The 17,373-nt window shown below is 59.1% G+C and carries 15 protein-coding genes; 6 read left to right on the forward strand and 9 right to left on the reverse strand.

Annotation, left to right across the window (positions count from 1 at the left end):
- Window positions 1-128 precede the first annotated feature (128 nt).
- Complete coding sequence (locus NLM33_RS32815; RefSeq protein ID WP_254102492.1) at window positions 129-1,121, forward strand: ABC transporter substrate-binding protein; 993 nt, start codon at window positions 129-131, stop codon at window positions 1,119-1,121.
- Window positions 1,122-1,470: 349 nt separating this feature from the next.
- Window positions 1,471-2,454 carry an ABC transporter substrate-binding protein gene (locus NLM33_RS32820; RefSeq protein WP_254102494.1) on the forward strand — a complete coding sequence of 328 codons (984 nt, stop codon included), beginning with the start codon at window positions 1,471-1,473 and terminating at the stop codon, window positions 2,452-2,454.
- 152 nt (window positions 2,455-2,606) lie between these two features.
- Here NLM33_RS32820 and NLM33_RS32825 read toward each other — a convergent pair whose 3' ends face one another.
- Window positions 2,607-2,957, reverse strand: a complete 351-nt coding sequence (locus NLM33_RS32825; RefSeq protein WP_254102496.1) for a hypothetical protein — start codon at window positions 2,955-2,957, stop codon at window positions 2,607-2,609.
- Between the two features lie 305 nt (window positions 2,958-3,262).
- Here NLM33_RS32825 and NLM33_RS32830 point away from each other — a divergent pair, with 305 nt between their 5' ends.
- The gene (locus NLM33_RS32830) at window positions 3,263-3,694 is read left to right on the forward strand and encodes a hypothetical protein (RefSeq protein WP_254102498.1); all 432 of its coding nucleotides are present in this window, start codon (window positions 3,263-3,265) and stop codon (window positions 3,692-3,694) included.
- Between the two features lie 246 nt (window positions 3,695-3,940).
- On the opposite strand, the gene NLM33_RS32835 is transcribed toward NLM33_RS32830, so the two are convergent.
- The 5 genes from NLM33_RS32835 to NLM33_RS32850 all read right to left on the reverse strand — a co-directional run bounded on the left by NLM33_RS32835 (window position 3,941) and on the right by NLM33_RS32850 (window position 7,105).
- Window positions 3,941-4,447: a hypothetical protein gene (locus tag NLM33_RS32835; protein WP_254102499.1), complete on the reverse strand. Its 507-nt coding sequence runs from the start codon at window positions 4,445-4,447 to the stop codon at window positions 3,941-3,943.
- Window positions 4,448-4,525: 78 nt separating this feature from the next.
- Window positions 4,526-4,657 (reverse strand): hypothetical protein, encoded by a 132-nt coding sequence (locus NLM33_RS49330; protein ID WP_256570569.1) that lies wholly within the window; start codon window positions 4,655-4,657, stop codon window positions 4,526-4,528.
- Window positions 4,658-4,821: 164 nt separating this feature from the next.
- A complete protein-coding gene (locus tag NLM33_RS32840; RefSeq protein WP_254102500.1) occupies window positions 4,822-4,986 on the reverse strand; it encodes a hypothetical protein in 165 nt (54 codons plus the stop codon).
- Window positions 4,987-5,960: 974 nt separating this feature from the next.
- Window positions 5,961-6,569, reverse strand: coding sequence for a tyrosine-type recombinase/integrase (locus tag NLM33_RS32845; RefSeq protein ID WP_254102501.1), 609 nt, complete (start codon window positions 6,567-6,569; stop codon window positions 5,961-5,963).
- 122 nt (window positions 6,570-6,691) lie between these two features.
- Complete coding sequence (locus tag NLM33_RS32850) at window positions 6,692-7,105, reverse strand: hypothetical protein (RefSeq protein ID WP_254102502.1); 414 nt, start codon at window positions 7,103-7,105, stop codon at window positions 6,692-6,694.
- A 1,052-nt stretch (window positions 7,106-8,157) separates the two neighbouring features.
- Between NLM33_RS32850 and NLM33_RS32855 the strand changes: the two genes are divergently transcribed.
- Window positions 8,158-12,042 carry a response regulator gene (locus NLM33_RS32855; protein WP_254102503.1) on the forward strand — a complete coding sequence of 1,295 codons (3,885 nt, stop codon included), beginning with the start codon at window positions 8,158-8,160 and terminating at the stop codon, window positions 12,040-12,042.
- A 150-nt stretch (window positions 12,043-12,192) separates the two neighbouring features.
- Here the strand turns inward: NLM33_RS32855 and NLM33_RS32860 are convergent, their stop codons facing one another.
- A complete protein-coding gene (locus NLM33_RS32860) occupies window positions 12,193-12,543 on the reverse strand; it encodes a hypothetical protein (protein ID WP_254102505.1) in 351 nt (116 codons plus the stop codon).
- Window positions 12,544-13,012: 469 nt separating this feature from the next.
- Complete coding sequence (locus NLM33_RS32865; RefSeq protein ID WP_254102507.1) at window positions 13,013-14,047, reverse strand: sulfite exporter TauE/SafE family protein; 1,035 nt, start codon at window positions 14,045-14,047, stop codon at window positions 13,013-13,015.
- Window positions 14,048-15,200: 1,153 nt separating this feature from the next.
- Here NLM33_RS32865 and NLM33_RS32870 point away from each other — a divergent pair.
- Window positions 15,201-15,524 (forward strand): HNH endonuclease, encoded by a 324-nt coding sequence (locus NLM33_RS32870; RefSeq protein ID WP_254102509.1) that lies wholly within the window; start codon window positions 15,201-15,203, stop codon window positions 15,522-15,524.
- Between the two features lie 4 nt (window positions 15,525-15,528).
- Window positions 15,529-15,948 (forward strand): hypothetical protein, encoded by a 420-nt coding sequence (locus NLM33_RS32875; RefSeq protein WP_254102511.1) that lies wholly within the window; start codon window positions 15,529-15,531, stop codon window positions 15,946-15,948.
- Between the two features lie 27 nt (window positions 15,949-15,975).
- Here the strand turns inward: NLM33_RS32875 and NLM33_RS32880 are convergent, their stop codons facing one another.
- Window positions 15,976-17,301: a transposase gene (locus tag NLM33_RS32880; RefSeq protein WP_254102513.1), complete on the reverse strand. Its 1,326-nt coding sequence runs from the start codon at window positions 17,299-17,301 to the stop codon at window positions 15,976-15,978.
- Window positions 17,302-17,373: the final 72 nt, after the last annotated feature.

Consider the following 17,373-nt stretch of genomic DNA (forward strand, 5'->3'; position numbering starts at 1 on the left):
GTTTGTTGTCGAGGGCGACGCTGATGACCCGGACCGGTCATCAGCTGCTCAGTTTTGTTGTGATGCACAACGTGGCTCTCATTTAACGATGTGATAGCGTGTCGGTCTCGCTTGGAGACAAAAGCCGCATGAGGCGACGCGATTTCATGACGCTGGTCGGCGGCGCGGCGACTGCGTGGCCGCTCGCGGCGCGTGCGCAGCAAGCTCAACGCATGCGGCGCATCGGCGTGCTGATCGGCTTTGCGGAGACCGATCCGGATGTGAACTCTTGGTTCGCGGCTTTCCGGGGCGCGCTCGCGAAGCTGGGGTGGACGGAAGGCAGCAATTTTCAGATCGAACTTCGCTGGCCCAGCGATGATCTGGATAGGATGAAGGCATTCGCAAAGGAGCTTGTCGATCTGCGACCCGACGCAATCCTCAGTGTGACCACGCCCGTGACCAACGCTCTTGTCCGCGAGACGCAGACAATTCCAATCGTGATCGTGACCGTAGCCGATCCGATTGCCAGTGGTTTCGTCACGAACGTCGGACGTCCGGGCGGCAATGTTACCGGGTTCGCGCTTTACGAGCCCTCGATGGGCGGGAAATGGCTGGAACTGCTGAAGCGTATCGCGCCGGGCGTGAAGCGAGTGGCGCTGCTTTTCAACCCGACGACAAGCGTCCCGATCAAATTCTACATGGCTTCAATTCAAGCCGGCGCGTCATCGTTTACCCTCCAGGCGAGTGCTGCTCCGGTTCACGCCCAGGATGAGATCGAAGGCGTTATCGCCGCACTAGCGGGTAATCCAGGTGCCGGCCTTATCGCAATGCCGGACCTATTCAACACGATAAATCGTGACGTGATTATTGCGGCGGCGGCCCGCTACCGCATCCCCGCGATCTATTTCGTTCGCTCTTTCGCGGACTCAGGCGGCCTGATCTCTTATGGGCCAGATTTCGCCGAACAATATCCGCGGGCAGCAGGGTACATCGACCGCATCCTCAAGGGCGAGAAGCCAGGGGACCTTCCGATCCAAATGCCAATCAAAGTACCGTTGATCATCAACTTGAGGACGGCAAATGCGCTTGGCCTCGACGTGCCGCTGGGCCTGCTGAACGCTGCCGACGAGATTATTGAATAGGTGCGCGGTTTTTCCGCAATTGCTCACAGCCTGGTTCTGGGCCCTTCGCGTCATTTCGCGGGCGCGAAATAATCAGGTCGCTTTCAGAAATCGGACATCAAATAGCAGGCAGGACCGGTTAGCTCAGTCGAGAATGACCCTTTCCAGAAATCCAAGATGTCTCCTGGCGGATCGTACAGGGCATAGAAGCGGTAGTCAGCTTCTGCCTTCGCTTTCGCGTGCAACGCCGTCTGCAGTTTCTGAACACTCTAAGTGAAAATTGACTCTCGAACCCTATTTCGCAGGTCGCAAATCCCTGCTGTAATTGGAAAAAAGCAAGTCGCGCAGTTTTGGGCCTTGGGGAAAGGCAATGCGGCGACGTGATTTCATCGGCATTATAGGTTCGGCAGCTGCTTGGCCGCTAACTGCGCACGGGCAGCAAGCTGCGATGCCGGTGATCGGGTTTCTTCACCTCACGTCGCTCGAATTAACGCACGAAAATCTCGCCTCTTTTCGTCGGGGCCTGGCTGAAACCGGTTACATAGAGGGCAAGAACGTCGCCATCGAATACCGGTGGGCACAAGGCCGAAACGATCAGTTGCCGGCCCTTGCTGCCGAATTGGCCCGCGATCGGGTATCCGTAATCGTTGTACTGGAGAGCACACAGGGTGCTCTTGCAGCCAAAGCGGCAACCCAAACGATCCCTATAGTTTTTATGCAAGCTGCGGATCCAGTCCGTATTGGTCTTGTCGACAGTCTCAATCGGCCTGGCAGAAATCTGACCGGCATAAATTTGATGTGGGCCGAGGTGACTGGAAAGCGGCTTGAGCTGTTGCTCGAATTGGTACCTGCGGCCAAGTCGATCGCTTACCTCGGCAACCCGAGCAACCCCGTTTTTACCGAGGGCGAAACGAGGGAGCTGCAGGCTGCCGCCCGTGCCCATGGGTTACGCCTAGTGATTGTGAATGCAGGTCGCCCAGACGAGTTTGAGACGGCCTTCGCGGACATTGTTCGGCAAAAGGCCGATGCGCTCGTGGTGAGCAGTGCAGTTTCTCTTCTTACCCACCCCGATCAAATCGTGGCACTGGCGGCCCAGCATGCTCTACCAGCGATTTACGCCTGGCGCCCTTCGGTAGCTGTTGGCGGTCTTATTAGCTATGCTACGGGCCTCCCTAATGCTTGGCGGCAAGCCGGTGTCTACACCGGTCGGATTCTGAAGGGCGAAAAGCCGGCCGATCTGCCGGTCTTGCAGCCGACCAAGTTTGAACTTCTAGTAAACCTCAAAACCGCCAAAGCACTTGGGCTTATAGTCCCGCAGACTCTGCAAGTAGCTGCCGACGAGCTGATCGAATAGCCCGGAAGGTTCGTGCGGCGCATGAGTCCGAAAATGTGTTGGTTTTTGGACGCCGGCAATAACGAGACGTTCCGCACGCTCAACAGGCCGGCGTCCAAAAAGCGCCAAGGCACGAAGTCGCGGGAAGTTGGGCACCGGCTGGGCAGCGAGCGCTACGAGAATTTAATGCCGGCGCCGCTCGCGATGGTAAGCGCGAAGTACAGCAACGGACGGCGTGTGAATTGATCGACGGGTATTGCTTCGACAGGCGGCAACCCGGCAGAACGCTTCCACAACTTCTGCGTTTCGGCATGAGTGTTGCAAAAGAGTACTTTTAATGTTCTCGGCATGTGTAATTTCAAATAGTTGCGCGTGGCAGAAATGGCACATCCGACAACCACTGCGCGATTAATCGGTCGATCGATGTCCAGCGGCATGGCGTGAATCAATTTCTTGCGAGCGAAAATATCGACGGCACATTCAAGCAAACTGGTTGGCGCTTTCGTCAAGGCAATTTTTATCATTGCATTATCGGTGTGGCCGACGATGTGGATGGCCGCATGAGGATACGAGCCACGCGATCATGTGTTGCACGCCAACAGTACGCTGGTTGATCGTGTTGACCTGGCACCCCGCTAGCACTGTCCTCTCAACCGGCTACCGGCCTCTCGGCTCTTGCTCCCGCGCAGCGGGCTGGAGCGCAGCGACTTCGTGCGTTGACCCCGAGCGGACGTTCGGTGGCAAAGGTGTGAGACTGAACGCTTGCAGCACAATGGAAGCAGTGGTTTCTTCTGGGCGATACAAACTCGATGTTGAGCGGGGGCACGTCATGTCAAAAGTTATCTGGAATGTCTCTCTCGCAATTTTGCTGTTGGCCTCAACCTCTATTGCTGTTCGGTCAGAGGAACTCTGCTCGGTGGGCGTCCTGAAGGGCAGCTACATCTTTGCCGGGAGAGGTTTTATTGAAGCCGTCGAGCCGACGATACAGCGCGTTCACTATGGGGTTTTCATTTTTGACGGCGCGGGGAAGCTATCTGGCAAACAATCGTCCAGTCGCGGTGGCAAGATCGGCCGCGAAAAACTGGAGGGGACCTACACCTTGGATGCCGACTGCACGGGCACGCTCATTCTCGCCACGGTCGGGTATGGCAAGCCGGGGTTCGAGACCCATTGGGACCTCTACGTCACCGAGGACCATAAGCGCGGGCACATCGTTCGGATGGACGAAGGCAACATGGCGGTCCGCAGCTTTGAGAAATAATGTCGCAACTGCGGTAGGCCGGTTGACGGCAGCTTAGGGCACGAAACGGACTGGCTGGTGTGGCGGGCAATGTCGTTATTGAGTGAGGAGCGGAAAAGATCAGCTCTCATTGAGCATTTCCGGGTTTGACCTGAAGGCGACTCTGGCAGCAGCCGGTGGAAAGCGCTTGGATGCCCGCTGGCTGATCCTCGCAAATTCGATATCTGCCCAGTTCAGGCCTGGGGGGAAGAAGTGGAAAGGGGTCGATCAATTGAACCGACACAATTTTGGGGCCGCGCGTGGTGTTTCGTCAACCTCGCGAGCGCCCGAGGTGGCCGAGATCAACTGCATGACTTGCTCGACATTTTCTTGAACGCGTTGAGATTTTCCGCTCGCCAAATCGAGCTGAGTCCGCGCCCCAGGTACTTCAGTATCAGGCCTTCTTATGGAGATTATTTGTTCCACCTTGATATAAACCGGATCACCATCTGGTTCAGTCAATTCGATCCAAGGCTTCGTTCTGCCGGAGCCGCCACCTCGACAGAACGGGGCACTCGGTACGAACGGTGATGCGGCGAACGCCCCCTTCTCCTCTTCGTTGAATAGCTTCGCGGCATCATTCACAGCCCAAGTGCGGCCGTCGAACATCGTCGACATGGGGCGTTGCACGAATAAGCCATGACGGCCGGTCCGGTGATCGGTATCCGCCAAAACAACTGATTGAAGGCCAAAAACGAGCAGGGCGATCAACGCCGCGGAGACCGTGCGGGGCATTTTCCGTCACCTTGGTTGGAGCGTCTTTGTGCAAGGTTGATCACCTCAGACCGCTTCTTATTCCTGTGGTGCTCGGATTCAGGACCGGCGGTCCAGGTGATTAATCTCGGTCCAGCACATCGCCTGTTCGACGAGGGCAAAGTAATTGCCAAGCAATCTCTCGGCTTGCGCGCGGGTGACGTTCGCAAAATCGCAATTGACCGAAGCCATGGCAATCTCGGCGGCCACGAAAGCGCGGGCGATGTTGGCCTATTCGGTGATGGTCATAGGTCAAGCTCCTATCGATTGATACTTTCTTCTCGATCTAGCTCGCGAACTCAGCGCGGCGCGCGTACTTCGCTCGCCAATTTGGGCCGGGGCCACGCACAACGCGATCAATGGTTTGGCGTGGGATGCTGATTCCCAACTTTTTCACTGCCTGCCAGCAGTTGATCGTACAATCGGTCGATCTCGCGCGCCTGATCGGGCGAGACATCTTTCAGATGCAACGCCCTTAGCTCATCCTCGGTTGGCTGGTAATTGCGACGTGAATCGGCCATCGTCCACTGTGAAGTGGCGGGGCGCTCTCTGCGTTAGCGGCAAACGCAGTGGGAGTACAAAGCGCAATGGTCCTCACAACCAACAGCGCATAAACGAGGATGGCACGTCGAGTATTATCAGCTATCATTCGCGAGTCTCCGCGCCGAGGGGCTACGACGAAAGATGGAGCGGACACCGACAGGCTCGCTCTTCTTTCGAGATCGATTTGTCGCCGCCTTAGTCCAACAACATTATGTGATGGATGCGTCGCCGCGAGGCGCCGTCGGGCGATCTGCTGAGCGCGCGGGTCAATGTCAGAAGGCCTTCTTGAATTGCGCGACATAGTCGGGGCTCCCATAGACCCACATGGGCTCGTCACATTGCTGTGGACCTACGTCGTTCATGCAGGCCGAACTCCATGGCGGAGCTGCGATCTCGCGGCCTTCGATCCCGTATTTTTGCAGTCGACTGCCGACAGTCGGTCGAATACCGACATGCGCTCGATTGCTGCTTTTGTTGGTTCGCGCAAGAGTCGTGCCTTGGGTCGCAAGAGGTGGCACAAGCAATAGCGCCGCCAGAAGGTATATGGTCTTCATTGCTCGGCTTCCTTGATTGAGCTCTGCGGCGGGCGGAGGCATGAGCGTTTCTGAAAGGAAGACCGAAATTCGAGTCTGGATATTTCCCGATCACGCAAATGTTTGGCAGTGTCGCCATCTATCTCGACGAGGCAGACATCGCATGGATTCAGGGCAAGGCCGACCACTTCAGCATCGGCGAGACGGCGGCGGTTAGAAGATGCCATCGCCGCCGCGAGTACCGTCGTTCAGCCGCGAGGCAACACTGTGAGGTTTGATTGGCGCGCCTCGCCGCGTGGGTAAAATGATTGAGACCCTAGGCCTCCGTGCTATCACGATCCGACGCGACCCGACTTCGGCTTCTGGCCCAAACCGGCTGTTAGAGGACGGGCAGAGCATGTCCGCTCTGCCCGGGCATTTCAGACATCAACCTGTTCCGCTATTGCCAAGGCGTCATCGACCTCGATGCCGAGATACCTGACCGTGCTCTGGATAGCCCTGAGATTGCCCGTCCGCCGGTAGATCAGGGTAGCTTTCGTGCGTCGCAGTGAATGCGTCCCGAACAGCCTCGGGTCAAGCCCGACGCTTCCGATCCACTCCGATACGAGGCGCGCATATTGGCGGGTCGTCATGCTGGTGTTGGGACCACGACGACCCGTAAACAAGAACTCACCGGGCCTCTTGCTGGCGGCCTTTAGATAATCATCGATGGCTTGGCGGGTCTGCTCGCTCAATTCAAATCTGACGGGCCGCCCAGTTTTCTTTTGTCGAACGGTTGCACGGTCCGCCGTGTAACCGCAGGCAGCCACATCCTCGACCCGGATGGCAACGACATCACAACCGCGAAGCTTGCTGTCGATCGCCAGATTGAACATGGCAAGGTCACGCGTTCGGCCCTCAACCATTAGCCGCGTTCTGATGGACCAGACGTGTTTTGGCCGCAGCGGTGGCTTCGCGCCGATCAGCTTGCCCTTGTTCCAGGGCGTGCGGGTTGGGCTTTTCAACAGGCAGGCTTCGTTGTCTGACATGGTCGTACTCCTCTGTTACTGAGGATGACCATCATGCGCGGCTGATAGTCTGCTTTCCGGTCTTTCCGGTGGCAGATTTCGAAGATGGCGACCATCCCTCACCTTTGGCGAGGGGCCGCGGGTCAGGCTCGCACGCCAAAAATGATGTGCACGATGCGTTTGATTTCACTGAAACGCTTCGCGTTGAGGTCGAAGGTGACTTCGACGTATTTGTGATCCTTCCTGACGATCTCGAACGCGAGGCGTGTGGGTGTGAAGTCAATGAGCCGCAGGCGGTAGTGGCCGGTGTAGGTATCGTGATCGAGGGTCTCGATGTAGCAGACGCCGCCATCATCATCCTCGAACTGACGCTGAACGAGAAGATAGGGCTGATCGGGGGGCGACAAATCCAGGTCATCGTCGCTGGGGTCCTCGTTATCGAACGAGACCTGGAAATATTCACCGCCGGCCTCTCCGATGGACACATGTTTGGCATGGAGTCTCACTGGCGGTGGCCTTGCTTCAGTGACTTCCTTCGTCCGTATCTTGACCCCCATTGCCAGAAGGGCCACCTCAAGGCAACGGCCTCGCACGCATCCCGTAAGCCCGTTCACATTCCGCGTCGCCGAGCCTGCCTTTCCGTCCGGCCGACATTGGAGTGGAGCGAAGCCGGGCCGTCACTGCCATTACGTTCCGGCTAGCGTGACTTGCGCAATCAGCTTCGGATCGTCGCTGTTGCCGGTCCGGTCGACTCGCAGCGACACCGGCCGGCACGGCGAAATCATGTCAGCTTTCAGACGGTTGCGGTCATCCGAGAGGGATCACGGCGCCTGGGTCGGTCGCTCATGACCCATAGCGGAGTGCGCCAGGAAAGCTGGCAAAGAATAGGAGGTGAAAGTCCCCCATGGGGTAAGGACTAGCCATCCGCCCCGACCCCGAGTGATGCGCGGCGTCCCGCGAGGGCCGACGTGAAGCGTTCACAGGGGAGACCACGGGCCAAGTATTGAGCTGCGAAACGGGTCTAATTCCGAGGTGCCGATCTCGTTCCGTTGAAGAGAAGGCAACATCGTCCCATGGCGTAATGGCTTGCATGGGAAGAACCTCGCGCAGTCGGAGACCTTGTGCACGTGGAGAAGTTCTTTGCACGGAACCTGGGAGGTCTCATCCATACCCGGACTCGTGTGCCGGGTCGGCTCGGGAAGGCGACAAGCCGCACGCCGAGCATGTACGTGGATGAGAAGTCGGATGAGGCCATAGTACCTGTGAAGCGACTGAACAAGGGGAGGCAACTCTCGGCGGAAGTCGTGGAGGGAAGGGCCTCACCCAAGGGGAGCAGCCGTTAGGCGGCCGCGGTTCGGACACTGAGCCGAAATGCCGCGTCGATCCGAATGATGGCTGTGCGGCGGGCGACGAGCGTGACTAAATCGTTCATCGCACGACGTCTGACCCGAGGGAGGAGCCCGGTGCGTTAGCAGCGCCCGCCGGGATCTGTGCGGGGGGCGAGGAGAAATCCTCGTCCCTACCGCGACCTTATTACCCTGGACGAATGGAGCGGTGAGTCCTATTCTGCGCGAAATTGTACCTCGCGTTTTGACAGCGGGGTTACTTCATGATCGGCGTTGATCCCACAAGCCCAGCATGGCTCGCTGGTGGCGGCGAGATGGGCGCTCGGATGCGCGCCAAGGATTGGTCTGCATCACCACTTGGGCATCCGGAGACATGGTCGCAAAGCGTCAAAACGGCGGTCAGCATATGTCTCAACGCGCGCGTTCCGATCGCGCTCTGGCTCGGTCCTGAGCTGAGGCTGATCTACAACGACACTTACATTCCCTTTCTCGGCGAGACGAAGCATCCGGCAATGCTCGGCGCACCCGGACGCGAGGCATGGGGTGAGATCTGGGCGGCGATCGAGCCGATGCATGACGAGGTGGCGGCTGGAAGAGCGACCTCGGTCGAAGACGTGCAGCTGTTTTTCACCCGGAGGCTGCCGCGCGAGGAGGTCTATGTCAGCTGGGGCTACAGCCCAATCCTAGCGGCGGACGGCGTGACGATCGAGGGCACCTTCGATGCCTGCACCGAGACGACCGCGAAGGTCGTTGGCAAGCGGCGGCTCGCGACATTACGCGATCTCGGCGCCCGTTCGACAGAACAGCGGAGTGCCGAGGTCGCTTGCCGGGATGCGGCCGAGGTTCTGCGCGCCAATCCGCTGGATATTCCATTTGCGGCAATCTACCTGCTCGACGAAGAGGGAATGAGCGCGCGCCGCGTCGCCGGGACGCGATTGGATAATGGTTCGGCAGTCTTCCCCGAGAGCCATCCGGTCATCCACGGCAGCCTCGTGAGCGAGCCCTGGCCGCTGAGCCGAGTCGCGGAGACCAGCCGGTCGTGCCAAATATCCGATCTTCCCGGCACTGTCGGTGTCTTCCCCGCCGATCCATGGCCGGATCCGGTCGAGACTGCCTTTGTGCTTCCGCTGGCTGCACCGACCCAGCCGCGACCCGCTGGCTTCCTGATCGCCGGTGTGAGCCCGCGCCGCATCCTCGACCCCGACTACTACACCTTCCTCGATCTCGTTGCAGGCCATATCGCCACGAGCATTGCGGATGCGCGTGCTTTCGAAGCGGAACGCAAGCGCGCCGAGGCGCTGGCCGAGATCGATCGTGCCAAGACAACTTTCTTCTCCAACGTCAGCCACGAGTTCCGTACCCCGCTGACACTCATGATGAATCCGATTGAAGAAATCTTGGCAGAACCTCCTTCCCGGCTTGTATCTGAGCATCGCTCGCTTCTACATGTCGCTCACCGCAACTCTCTGCGCTTACTCAGGCTGGTTAATACCCTGCTTGATTTTTCCCGAGTAGAGGCCGGACGTATCCAGTCGAATTATGAACCGGTCGACCTTGCCGCGCTCACAGCAGACCTCGCCTCAAATTTCCGCTCGGCATGCGAACGAGCGGGCGTGGCTCTGGACGTGCGCTGTCTTTCATTCGGACAGCCCGTCTATGTCGATCGCGACATGTGGGAAAAAGTCGTTCTCAATCTCATCTCCAATGCATTCAAATTCACGTGGGATGGCCGGATCGAGGTCGCGGTCCACGCCGATGGTACCGACGCAGTGCTCGTTGTGAAAGACAGCGGTGTCGGCATTCCCGAAGCGGAGTTGCCGCGCGTGTTCGAACGATTCCATCGCGTCGAAGGTCAGCGCGGCCGCACTCACGAGGGCACCGGAATCGGTCTCGCGCTCGTGCAGGAACTGGTGCGCTTGCACTGCGGCGAGATTCGGGTCGAAAGCAAGGCGGGACTTGGTACGACCTTCATCGTGACGATACCATTCGGTCGAGATCATCTTCCCGCCGATCGTGTCCAGGGTTCACGTCCGCTCGCTTCGACGGCCATCGGCGCCGACGCCTTCGTCGAAGAAGCATTGCGCTGGCTGCCATCAGCTCAAGCGTCCGACATTTCCGAAACCATGGTCGACGACCTCGGTTCCCAAACGGACGTGGTCCCTGCCGAAGGTCAACGGTCGCGCGTGCTGATCGTGGATGACAATGCCGACATGCGCGAACATCTCATTCGACTGCTGGCAAAGTGGTGGGACGTCGAAGCCGCGAGCGACGGATTGGCCGCGCTCGAGGCCGCAAGGCAAAACATACCCGATCTCGTACTGGCCGACGTTATGATGCCGCGCCTCGACGGGATCGGCCTTCTAACCGCCCTGCGGTCCGACCCCAAACTGTCCGACATCCCAGTGATCCTTCTGTCGGCCCGGGCCGGAGAGGAGGCGCGGATCGAAGGACTGAACGTTGGTGCCGACGATTATCTCGTCAAGCCGTTCTCCGCCCGCGAGTTGGTCGCAAGGGTGCGGTCACACCTTTCGATGTCCCGGCGACTTCATGAAAGCGAATCTCGGCTCCAAGCTGCCGTCGACCTCGTGAAGCTTGGCCGTTACACTTGGAATCCGCAAACGAACGAGTTGCAGTGGGACGACACACTGAGGGCCATGTGGGGTCTGCCAGCAGGCGCACCGGTCGATTACGATGTGTGGCGGTCCTGCGTGCATCCGGACGATCTTGCGCGCGTTGATGCCGTCGTCCAGCAATGCGCCGACCCACGCGGCGACGGGGTTTACGATATCGAGTACCGGGTGATTGGAAAGATCGACGGCGTCGAACGCTGGATCGCGACCCGGGGGCGGACCAACTTCAAGAATGACGTGCCGGTTTCGTTTTACGGGGTGGCGCTGGATGTCACCGACTGCAAACGTATCGAGAAAGCGCTCGAGCGCCGCGTTGAGGCTCGGACGCGCCAACTGGAAGAAGCCAACAGGAAGCTGCGCTCCTCGATCGAGCAGCGGGAGATCGCGGAAGCCGAGGTCCAGCAATTGCAGCGGCTCGACGCGATCGGGCAGATCACTTCAGGGGTCGCGCATGATTTCAATAATCTTCTGACCGTGGTGCTGACAAATGCGCGCTTATTGTCACGAAATCTCCGTAACATCAGCGATCAAGAGGGTGCGGAACTGATTCGGACGGCAGCTGAACACGGCGTGAACCTCACGAAGCAACTTCTTGCCTTCTCGCGCAAGCAACGGCTCGAGCCTCAGGAGGTCGACCTCAACGCCAAGATCGTTGGAATGAACGATCTTCTCAGGGCCACGTTGAGAGGGACAATACAGCTACGGACTGTGCCGGCCACAAATCTGTGGCCTGCCTTGGTCGATCCGACCCAGCTCGAATTGGTCATCCTCAACTTGGCCATCAATGCCAGAGATGCCATGCCATCAGGGGGAGTCTTAACCCTCGAAACGTTTAACGCCGTGATGGACACTGTTGCGCTGAGCCCGGCCGGACCACGTCAAGGATCGTACGTGGGCGTTTCTGTACACGATACCGGGGTCGGTATTCCTGACGACGTGCTTCCCCGAGTGTTCGAACCATTTTTCACCACCAAGGAACCAGGAAGAGGCTCCGGCCTCGGACTGGCGCAAGTCTTTGGTTTTGCCAAGCAATCGGGAGGAGGCGTGGAAATCAAGTCGCGCGTTGGGGAGGGTACCTTGGTCAAGGTCTTCTTGCCTCGTGCCGACAGGTTGCCGAGCGACCGCGAACTGGCGGATGTCGATCAGGGTTCCAAGCCCGAAGAAGCAAGGCTGACCATCCTCGTCGTCGACGACGATCGTACCGTCCTCAGGAGCACAGGCAGAATGCTCGACAGCCTCGGATATCTGGCGGTTCCAACCGCGAGTGGACGGGAAGCGCTTCGGTTGCTTGAGAGCGAACCCAAAGTTGATCTCGTTCTCGCAGACTTTGCCATGCCTGAAATGACAGGCGTTGAGCTGGCGAAAACGATCCAAAGCACGCATCCGGCCTTGCCGGTCATCCTCATCACAGGCTACGGCAGTCACGAGGAACTAAAGGATTTAGGCGAAGCGCGAATACTTCAGAAGCCCTATACCGAAGGCGAATTGATGGGAAAGATTACAGAGGCATTGAACTAAGCGACCCATACCGACGTTTTGATTTCCGCTGTTGTGTTGGTTTTTGGACGCCGGCAATAACGAGACGTTCCGCACGCTCAACAGGCCGGCGTCCAAAAAGCGCCAAGGCACGAAGTCGCGGGAAGTTGGGCACCGGCTGGGCAGCGAGCGCTACGAGAATTTAATGCCGGCGCCGCTCGCGATGGTAAGCGCGAAGTACAGCAACGGACGGCGTGTGAATTGATCGACGGGTATTGCTTCGACAGGCGGCAACCCGGCAGAACGCTTCCACAACTTCTGCGTTTCGGCATGAGTGTTGCAAAAGAGTACTTTTAATGTTCTCGGCATGTGTAATTTCAAATAGTTGCGCGTGGCAGAAATGGCACATCCGACAACCACTGCGCGATTAATCGGTCGATCGATGTCCAGCGGCATGGCCTGAATCAATTTCTTGCGAGCCAAAATATCGACGGCACATTCAAGCAAACTGGTTGGCGCTTTCGTCAAGGCAATTTTTATCATTGCATTATCGGTGTGGCCGACGATGTGGCTGGCCGCATGAGGATACGAGCCACGCGATCATGTGTTGCACGCCAACAGTACGCTGGTTGATCGTGTTGACCTGGCACCCCGCTAGCACTGTCCTCTCAACCGGCTACCGGCCTCTCGGCTCTTGCCCCCGCGCAGCGGGCTGGAGCGCAGCGACTTCGTGCTGTGGCCCTTCGGGTCATTTCGTTGCCATGCAGTAAGCTGGTCGGTTTCGGGGAAGAGCAGACATCGAAGGGCAGCCGAAACCCGGAGAGCCGGTCGAGAATGACCCATCTCGGACATCTCACAAAAAGACATCTTCTCGCCCGGGTCGCGTCGGTGCGGGTGCCACCTGAGCCTTGCTGATCCAACGGCAGGCAGGGAAGCGTGTGTGCCCGCTCCCTGCAACCGTGCGACCGGTCGACCCGCAAAGGCGAGCACACGTTTCCAACTGTGCCGCGCTCTACGGCAAGCGAATCGGAGGCAAAACTGCAAAGGCGAGCATCGCGATAGCAAGGATCGCCACAACGTAACCGAGATCGATGTTAAGCCGAGCAAGCGGGTCGTAGGGAGGTTCGGTCGTGTCCGAAGCGATGCGATTATCCGGCCCACTCGGAGCGCCAGGCGTAAGCAAAGTTCTTTCCAATCGCCTTGAGGCCGCCCTCCGCGTGAAAAACATGTACAGCAAATAGCCGTCGATCAACAATGTGAGGACCAGGACGACGTAGGCCCAGGGGCTTTGCACCAAATTCAGCTCGATCAATACCCGGGAGAAGCCAAATCCCACGACCCACGCATCAAAGCTCATGCATATCCGACGAAACGTCTCCGCATCCAGATGGCGGATGACATAGGCGCCGAGCGGTACCCCAACCGCAACGCAGGGAACAAGCACCCATAAGATGTTCCCGCTTTCCGCCGTAAACAGGCCAAGCTGATAATAGACGATGGCGGTCACGCTCGATTCGGCCACGCGAACCAATGCGAGACCGGCCCGGAACTCGGTTTTGACCAGACCTTGGTTGTTGAACAGCATCGCCAGCGGCGGTCCCGAGATGGTGGTGACCGAATAGAGGATGCCCAACGCCGTTCCAAAGGGAAGACCGACCCACCATGTCTGCCGAATTGGTCTCCGAAATCCAGCTGCCTGAATCAGTATGAGGGGCAGAATGAGGGCGTAGGTGGCGAGTTTGATCCAGCCTGGCTGAACCGTCGCGAGAACCAAGGCTCCGATTCCGATGCCGGGCAGGAGCCCGGCGACGATTGGAAACACCCTCTTCCATACAGCTGCAACGCCGTTCAGATTGATAAAGAGAACGTAGAAGTTGGTGGCCACCTCGACCAGGACGACGGCGGGATTCAGGATGCGGTTTGCATAGAAAACGAGAGCCACCGGCACGGTGAGCGAGGAAAACCCATAGCCGAGCGCGCCGTTTACGAAGGCTGCAAGAAAAGCGATGCCAGCGAGAACGATCACCGCAGTATCAAGAGGAGGCATCGTTGGCTTCTCCAATACCGGCAAATGGTCCTTATCCTACCACTCCTAACGTTCGGCGTGCAGTTAGAACTCGGCGAGGCCGAGCCCGGCCCGCAATGTTTAGAGCCGCCTCGGTTGGCGGCCTCTTTCGTCTCGAATGTCACCTGTTGGCCCGATGGCGAAGTTCGGCTTGACTCCGAAATTGTCTGCTGATCGAAACAGACTGGAAGTGGGTAGGGCGCCTGTCAAACTGGCGCTCTTGACCCAACTCGGACATTCCTTGGAACAGCCACACCATCATACTTCTGCTTAACACTTGAGCTTGCGGAAACCGAAAGTTGACGCTTCCATGAACTAGCGGGTCTTTGGCGTGACACCTAGACTCCTCCAAGACTAGCCTCACGCCATCCACCGCAACGGGCCCCCGTCGGATGCAGCGCACTCGGCGGGGGTTTTTTGGTCAAATACGGCAATGCGCAACGGACGTGCAGCCGGACTCTGACAGGAACGCTGCTCGCCGGATGGACTGTGGATGACCTGCCCGCGTTGCTATGACACACGTTTTGTCTGCGAGGCCCATCCCGAACGGCCTTGGGAAGGAGGTCCGCGCGCATGCGGTTGTGGCGCGCCCGGTGAGCCCTGTCCGGTCTGCAATCACCCAGATGCTGATGCCGTTCCGAAAATGCCGGAGGGGTCCGTGGTCGACAACAAGAATGAGGACAGGGAATAGAACAATGCACTAAGGACCGCCGTTGTAAGCCGTCCATCAGGTCGACACTCCAATCTGTCGAAGCATGGCAATAGAGCAAGACTTTTACATAGTCACCTTCGACACGGACCGAGGCCCCTTCGCATGGCGCTGGGAGCTAAGGCGACGCAGTAGCCCCATGGGAGTGAGGATTGGCGCAGGCGGATACCAGTCTCAGACAGCAGCAGAGTTCGCTGGGCAGCGGGCTCTAGATGATTTCCTGAAGGCACTCGCCAGAGAAGAAAAACGGAGACGATAGACGTAAGCCGCTTCAGTTGACGGCCTCCTTAATTTCTAATGTCGCCTTTTGGCCCCAAGCGGCGGTTGAGGGATTTCTGCTATTCCGCCGCTGTCAGGGGAGCAGCAGACATCGAGCGAGCGGACCGCTCCCCACTCTCCACCCCACCTCTATCCAACCCGCCCGTGATGGACAAGTCCTCGACCCGGACGCGATGGCAGGCCTATTACAGCACCTCGTTCTGGCTTCGGCGCCGCAAGCTGCAGCTGAAGAACGAACCGCTGTGTCGGATGTGCTTGGCGCGCGGCATCGTCACGCCAGCCAAGGTCGCCGACCACATCGAGCCGCATCAGGGCGACTGGAATAAGTTCAAGCTCGGTGCGCTGCAGTCGCTGTGCTTTGACTGCCATGATCGCGCGAAGCGGCTGATTGATCTGCATGGCTACGGCCTGGACGTCGATGACGATGGCTGGCCGACCGATCCGAAGCACCCGGCGAACAAGATGAGGTGATGACGTGCCGATTCTGCACTGGCGTTGCGCGCACGGTGAAGCTCCAGCTGTCACGCTTCCGTGCTGGCCGGTTGTCCCGCTTTCGCCGCGCGACGACGCCGTCGACAGCAACACGGTCCGGATCGTCGGCGAAGGCGTCATCTGGTCCTTCGGCGAGGGCTGCTGGATCACAAAGCGGGTCATCTTTCCCCCGGGCGTGACGCTGAAGCAGAACCCGCCCTACCTGGAATTGCTGACCTTTGCCGACCGCTTCATCGACGTGCCCGCCATCGGCATCTATGCCTGCGACGGCGCCAGCCATTGGGGCGAGATACACTTCATGGAGACCGGCGCCAGGGAGCTTACGCGGCGGCTCGACGCTATCGAGGCGCGGCTGGCGGGGATCGAGGCCCGGGTGGGCAAAGAAAAAGCCCCGGCGCGATAGCCGGGGCTTAGCTCGACTTTGGCCGATTTATGCGGCGTAGGCGAGCGCGTTCTCCATCCGGTGCCAGATATGGCGCGGAATTTCTATGCTGTCACGGCGCGGCCGGGACATGAAAGAAATCTGATGAGCCCATATTTGGCGTCGAACGGCGGCGATCGCATCGCTAAAGGTCAGGGTGGCTTTTGGATACCAAGCTGCGGTTCTGGGCTTCAGCTTTCGTGCCTTGGCGAGGTCGTGGGTCCATAGAGTGATGATGGAGTAGAGGCCGAGCAAAATCGGGGTGGAGCGCAGAATGGCTTTGTCCGACCACTGGCGCTGGGTCTCGACACCGAGGTGAGCGCGAACTTCCTCGAAGGTGACTTCGACCTGCCAGCGACTGACGAACCAAGCGAGGATGTCGCGGGGATGAGCGTTGAGATCGGTCGCCAGGAAAGCCTGTGGGTCGAGTTCGCCGGTTGGGTCGCGGACGAGCAGCCAGCGGATCGGCACCGGCGGAACACCGCCGCGATACCACAGCGCAGTGCCGGTTGCGATCTCGACGGTGCGATTGGTTCGGCCGTACCAGAGACTGACCCGATAACGCGTCCAGGACACGTTGCGATCCTTGAGGATGGCAGAGAGTTTTTTGTGGGGCTTGCCTCGAATTGGAGGGCGGCCACGAGCTTTGCGCTTTGGTCGGGGAAATTCGAACAGGTTGGCATCGAGGCGCAGGCGGGTGACGACGCAGACGTGCTTGCGGACTGCGGCAAGGAATTCGATGGCCGCAAAGGCGCTGTCGGCGACCAGTACGATATATCGATCGGGCAACCAGCGGCGGATTTGCCGGGCGGCCTGGCGGGCCCAATCGAGCAGCGTCTTGGGCGAGCGCGATTTGCCGTCATAGAAGCGTTTGGAGGGGGCGAGCAGCGTGAGGAAAGGCAGCGCCATGACGCGATCGGCCCACGGCACGCGCACCAGCAACATGGCAGAAAGCCAGCGCAGGCCGCTGGCTTTGACGAAGTGCCCCTTGGAGGAGCGCACCGGATCGCGATAGATGCCGCGGGCGCTGATCTTGGGCCCCCAGCGCCGCTCAATGGTGTCATCGAGCCCGATCACCACCGCCTCGCCGGCCGGCACGAAGACCTTGATCAGCAGGAGCAGCAGGTGGCCTGCCGCGGCCCGCGACGACCACGCCACTCGGTTGAGGACGCGATGGAAAGTACAGAAATCGCGATCGCGCTCCCGCCCTAAGATGCGCAGCGCCGCCGTGACAGTGCGCCGGCCGGGCGCCAGGATAACGCCGGCGAGCAGCGTCAGAACATTCAGCCAAGTGGGGCGTGTGAACAGATCGGTGAAGACGGCAAGCCGGGCCACAAAACGCGGCGGCAGCGGATCGCAAGAGCGGGGGAGAAGGCGGGCGTGTTGCATCCCATCGGTAGAATCGGC

The organism is Bradyrhizobium sp. CCGUVB1N3 (assembly GCF_024199925.1).
In the GTDB taxonomy this organism is placed as follows: domain Bacteria; phylum Pseudomonadota; class Alphaproteobacteria; order Rhizobiales; family Xanthobacteraceae; genus Bradyrhizobium.

Bases quoted from the DNA above. Each gene is read 5' to 3' on its own strand.
- NLM33_RS32835 (WP_254102499.1), bottom strand. From the start codon at position 4,447: ATGCCCCGCACGGTCTCCGCGGCGTTGATCGCCCTGCTCGTTTTTGGC.
- NLM33_RS32870 (WP_254102509.1), top strand. From the start codon at position 15,201: ATGGACAAGTCCTCGACCCGGACGCGATGGCAGGCCTATTACAGCACC.
- NLM33_RS32830 (WP_254102498.1), top strand. From the start codon at position 3,263: ATGTCAAAAGTTATCTGGAATGTCTCTCTCGCAATTTTGCTGTTGGCC.
- NLM33_RS32855 (WP_254102503.1), top strand. From the start codon at position 8,158: ATGATCGGCGTTGATCCCACAAGCCCAGCATGGCTCGCTGGTGGCGGC.
- NLM33_RS32820 (WP_254102494.1), top strand. From the start codon at position 1,471: ATGCGGCGACGTGATTTCATCGGCATTATAGGTTCGGCAGCTGCTTGG.
- NLM33_RS32825 (WP_254102496.1), bottom strand. From the start codon at position 2,957: ATGATAAAAATTGCCTTGACGAAAGCGCCAACCAGTTTGCTTGAATGT.
- NLM33_RS32860 (WP_254102505.1), bottom strand. From the start codon at position 12,543: ATGATAAAAATTGCCTTGACGAAAGCGCCAACCAGTTTGCTTGAATGT.
- NLM33_RS32865 (WP_254102507.1), bottom strand. From the start codon at position 14,047: ATGCCTCCTCTTGATACTGCGGTGATCGTTCTCGCTGGCATCGCTTTT.
- NLM33_RS49330 (WP_256570569.1), bottom strand. From the start codon at position 4,657: ATGGCTTCGGTCAATTGCGATTTTGCGAACGTCACCCGCGCGCAAGCC.
- NLM33_RS32840 (WP_254102500.1), bottom strand. From the start codon at position 4,986: ATGGCCGATTCACGTCGCAATTACCAGCCAACCGAGGATGAGCTAAGG.
- NLM33_RS32815 (WP_254102492.1), top strand. From the start codon at position 129: ATGAGGCGACGCGATTTCATGACGCTGGTCGGCGGCGCGGCGACTGCG.
- NLM33_RS32845 (WP_254102501.1), bottom strand. From the start codon at position 6,569: ATGTCAGACAACGAAGCCTGCCTGTTGAAAAGCCCAACCCGCACGCCC.
- NLM33_RS32850 (WP_254102502.1), bottom strand. From the start codon at position 7,105: ATGGGGGTCAAGATACGGACGAAGGAAGTCACTGAAGCAAGGCCACCG.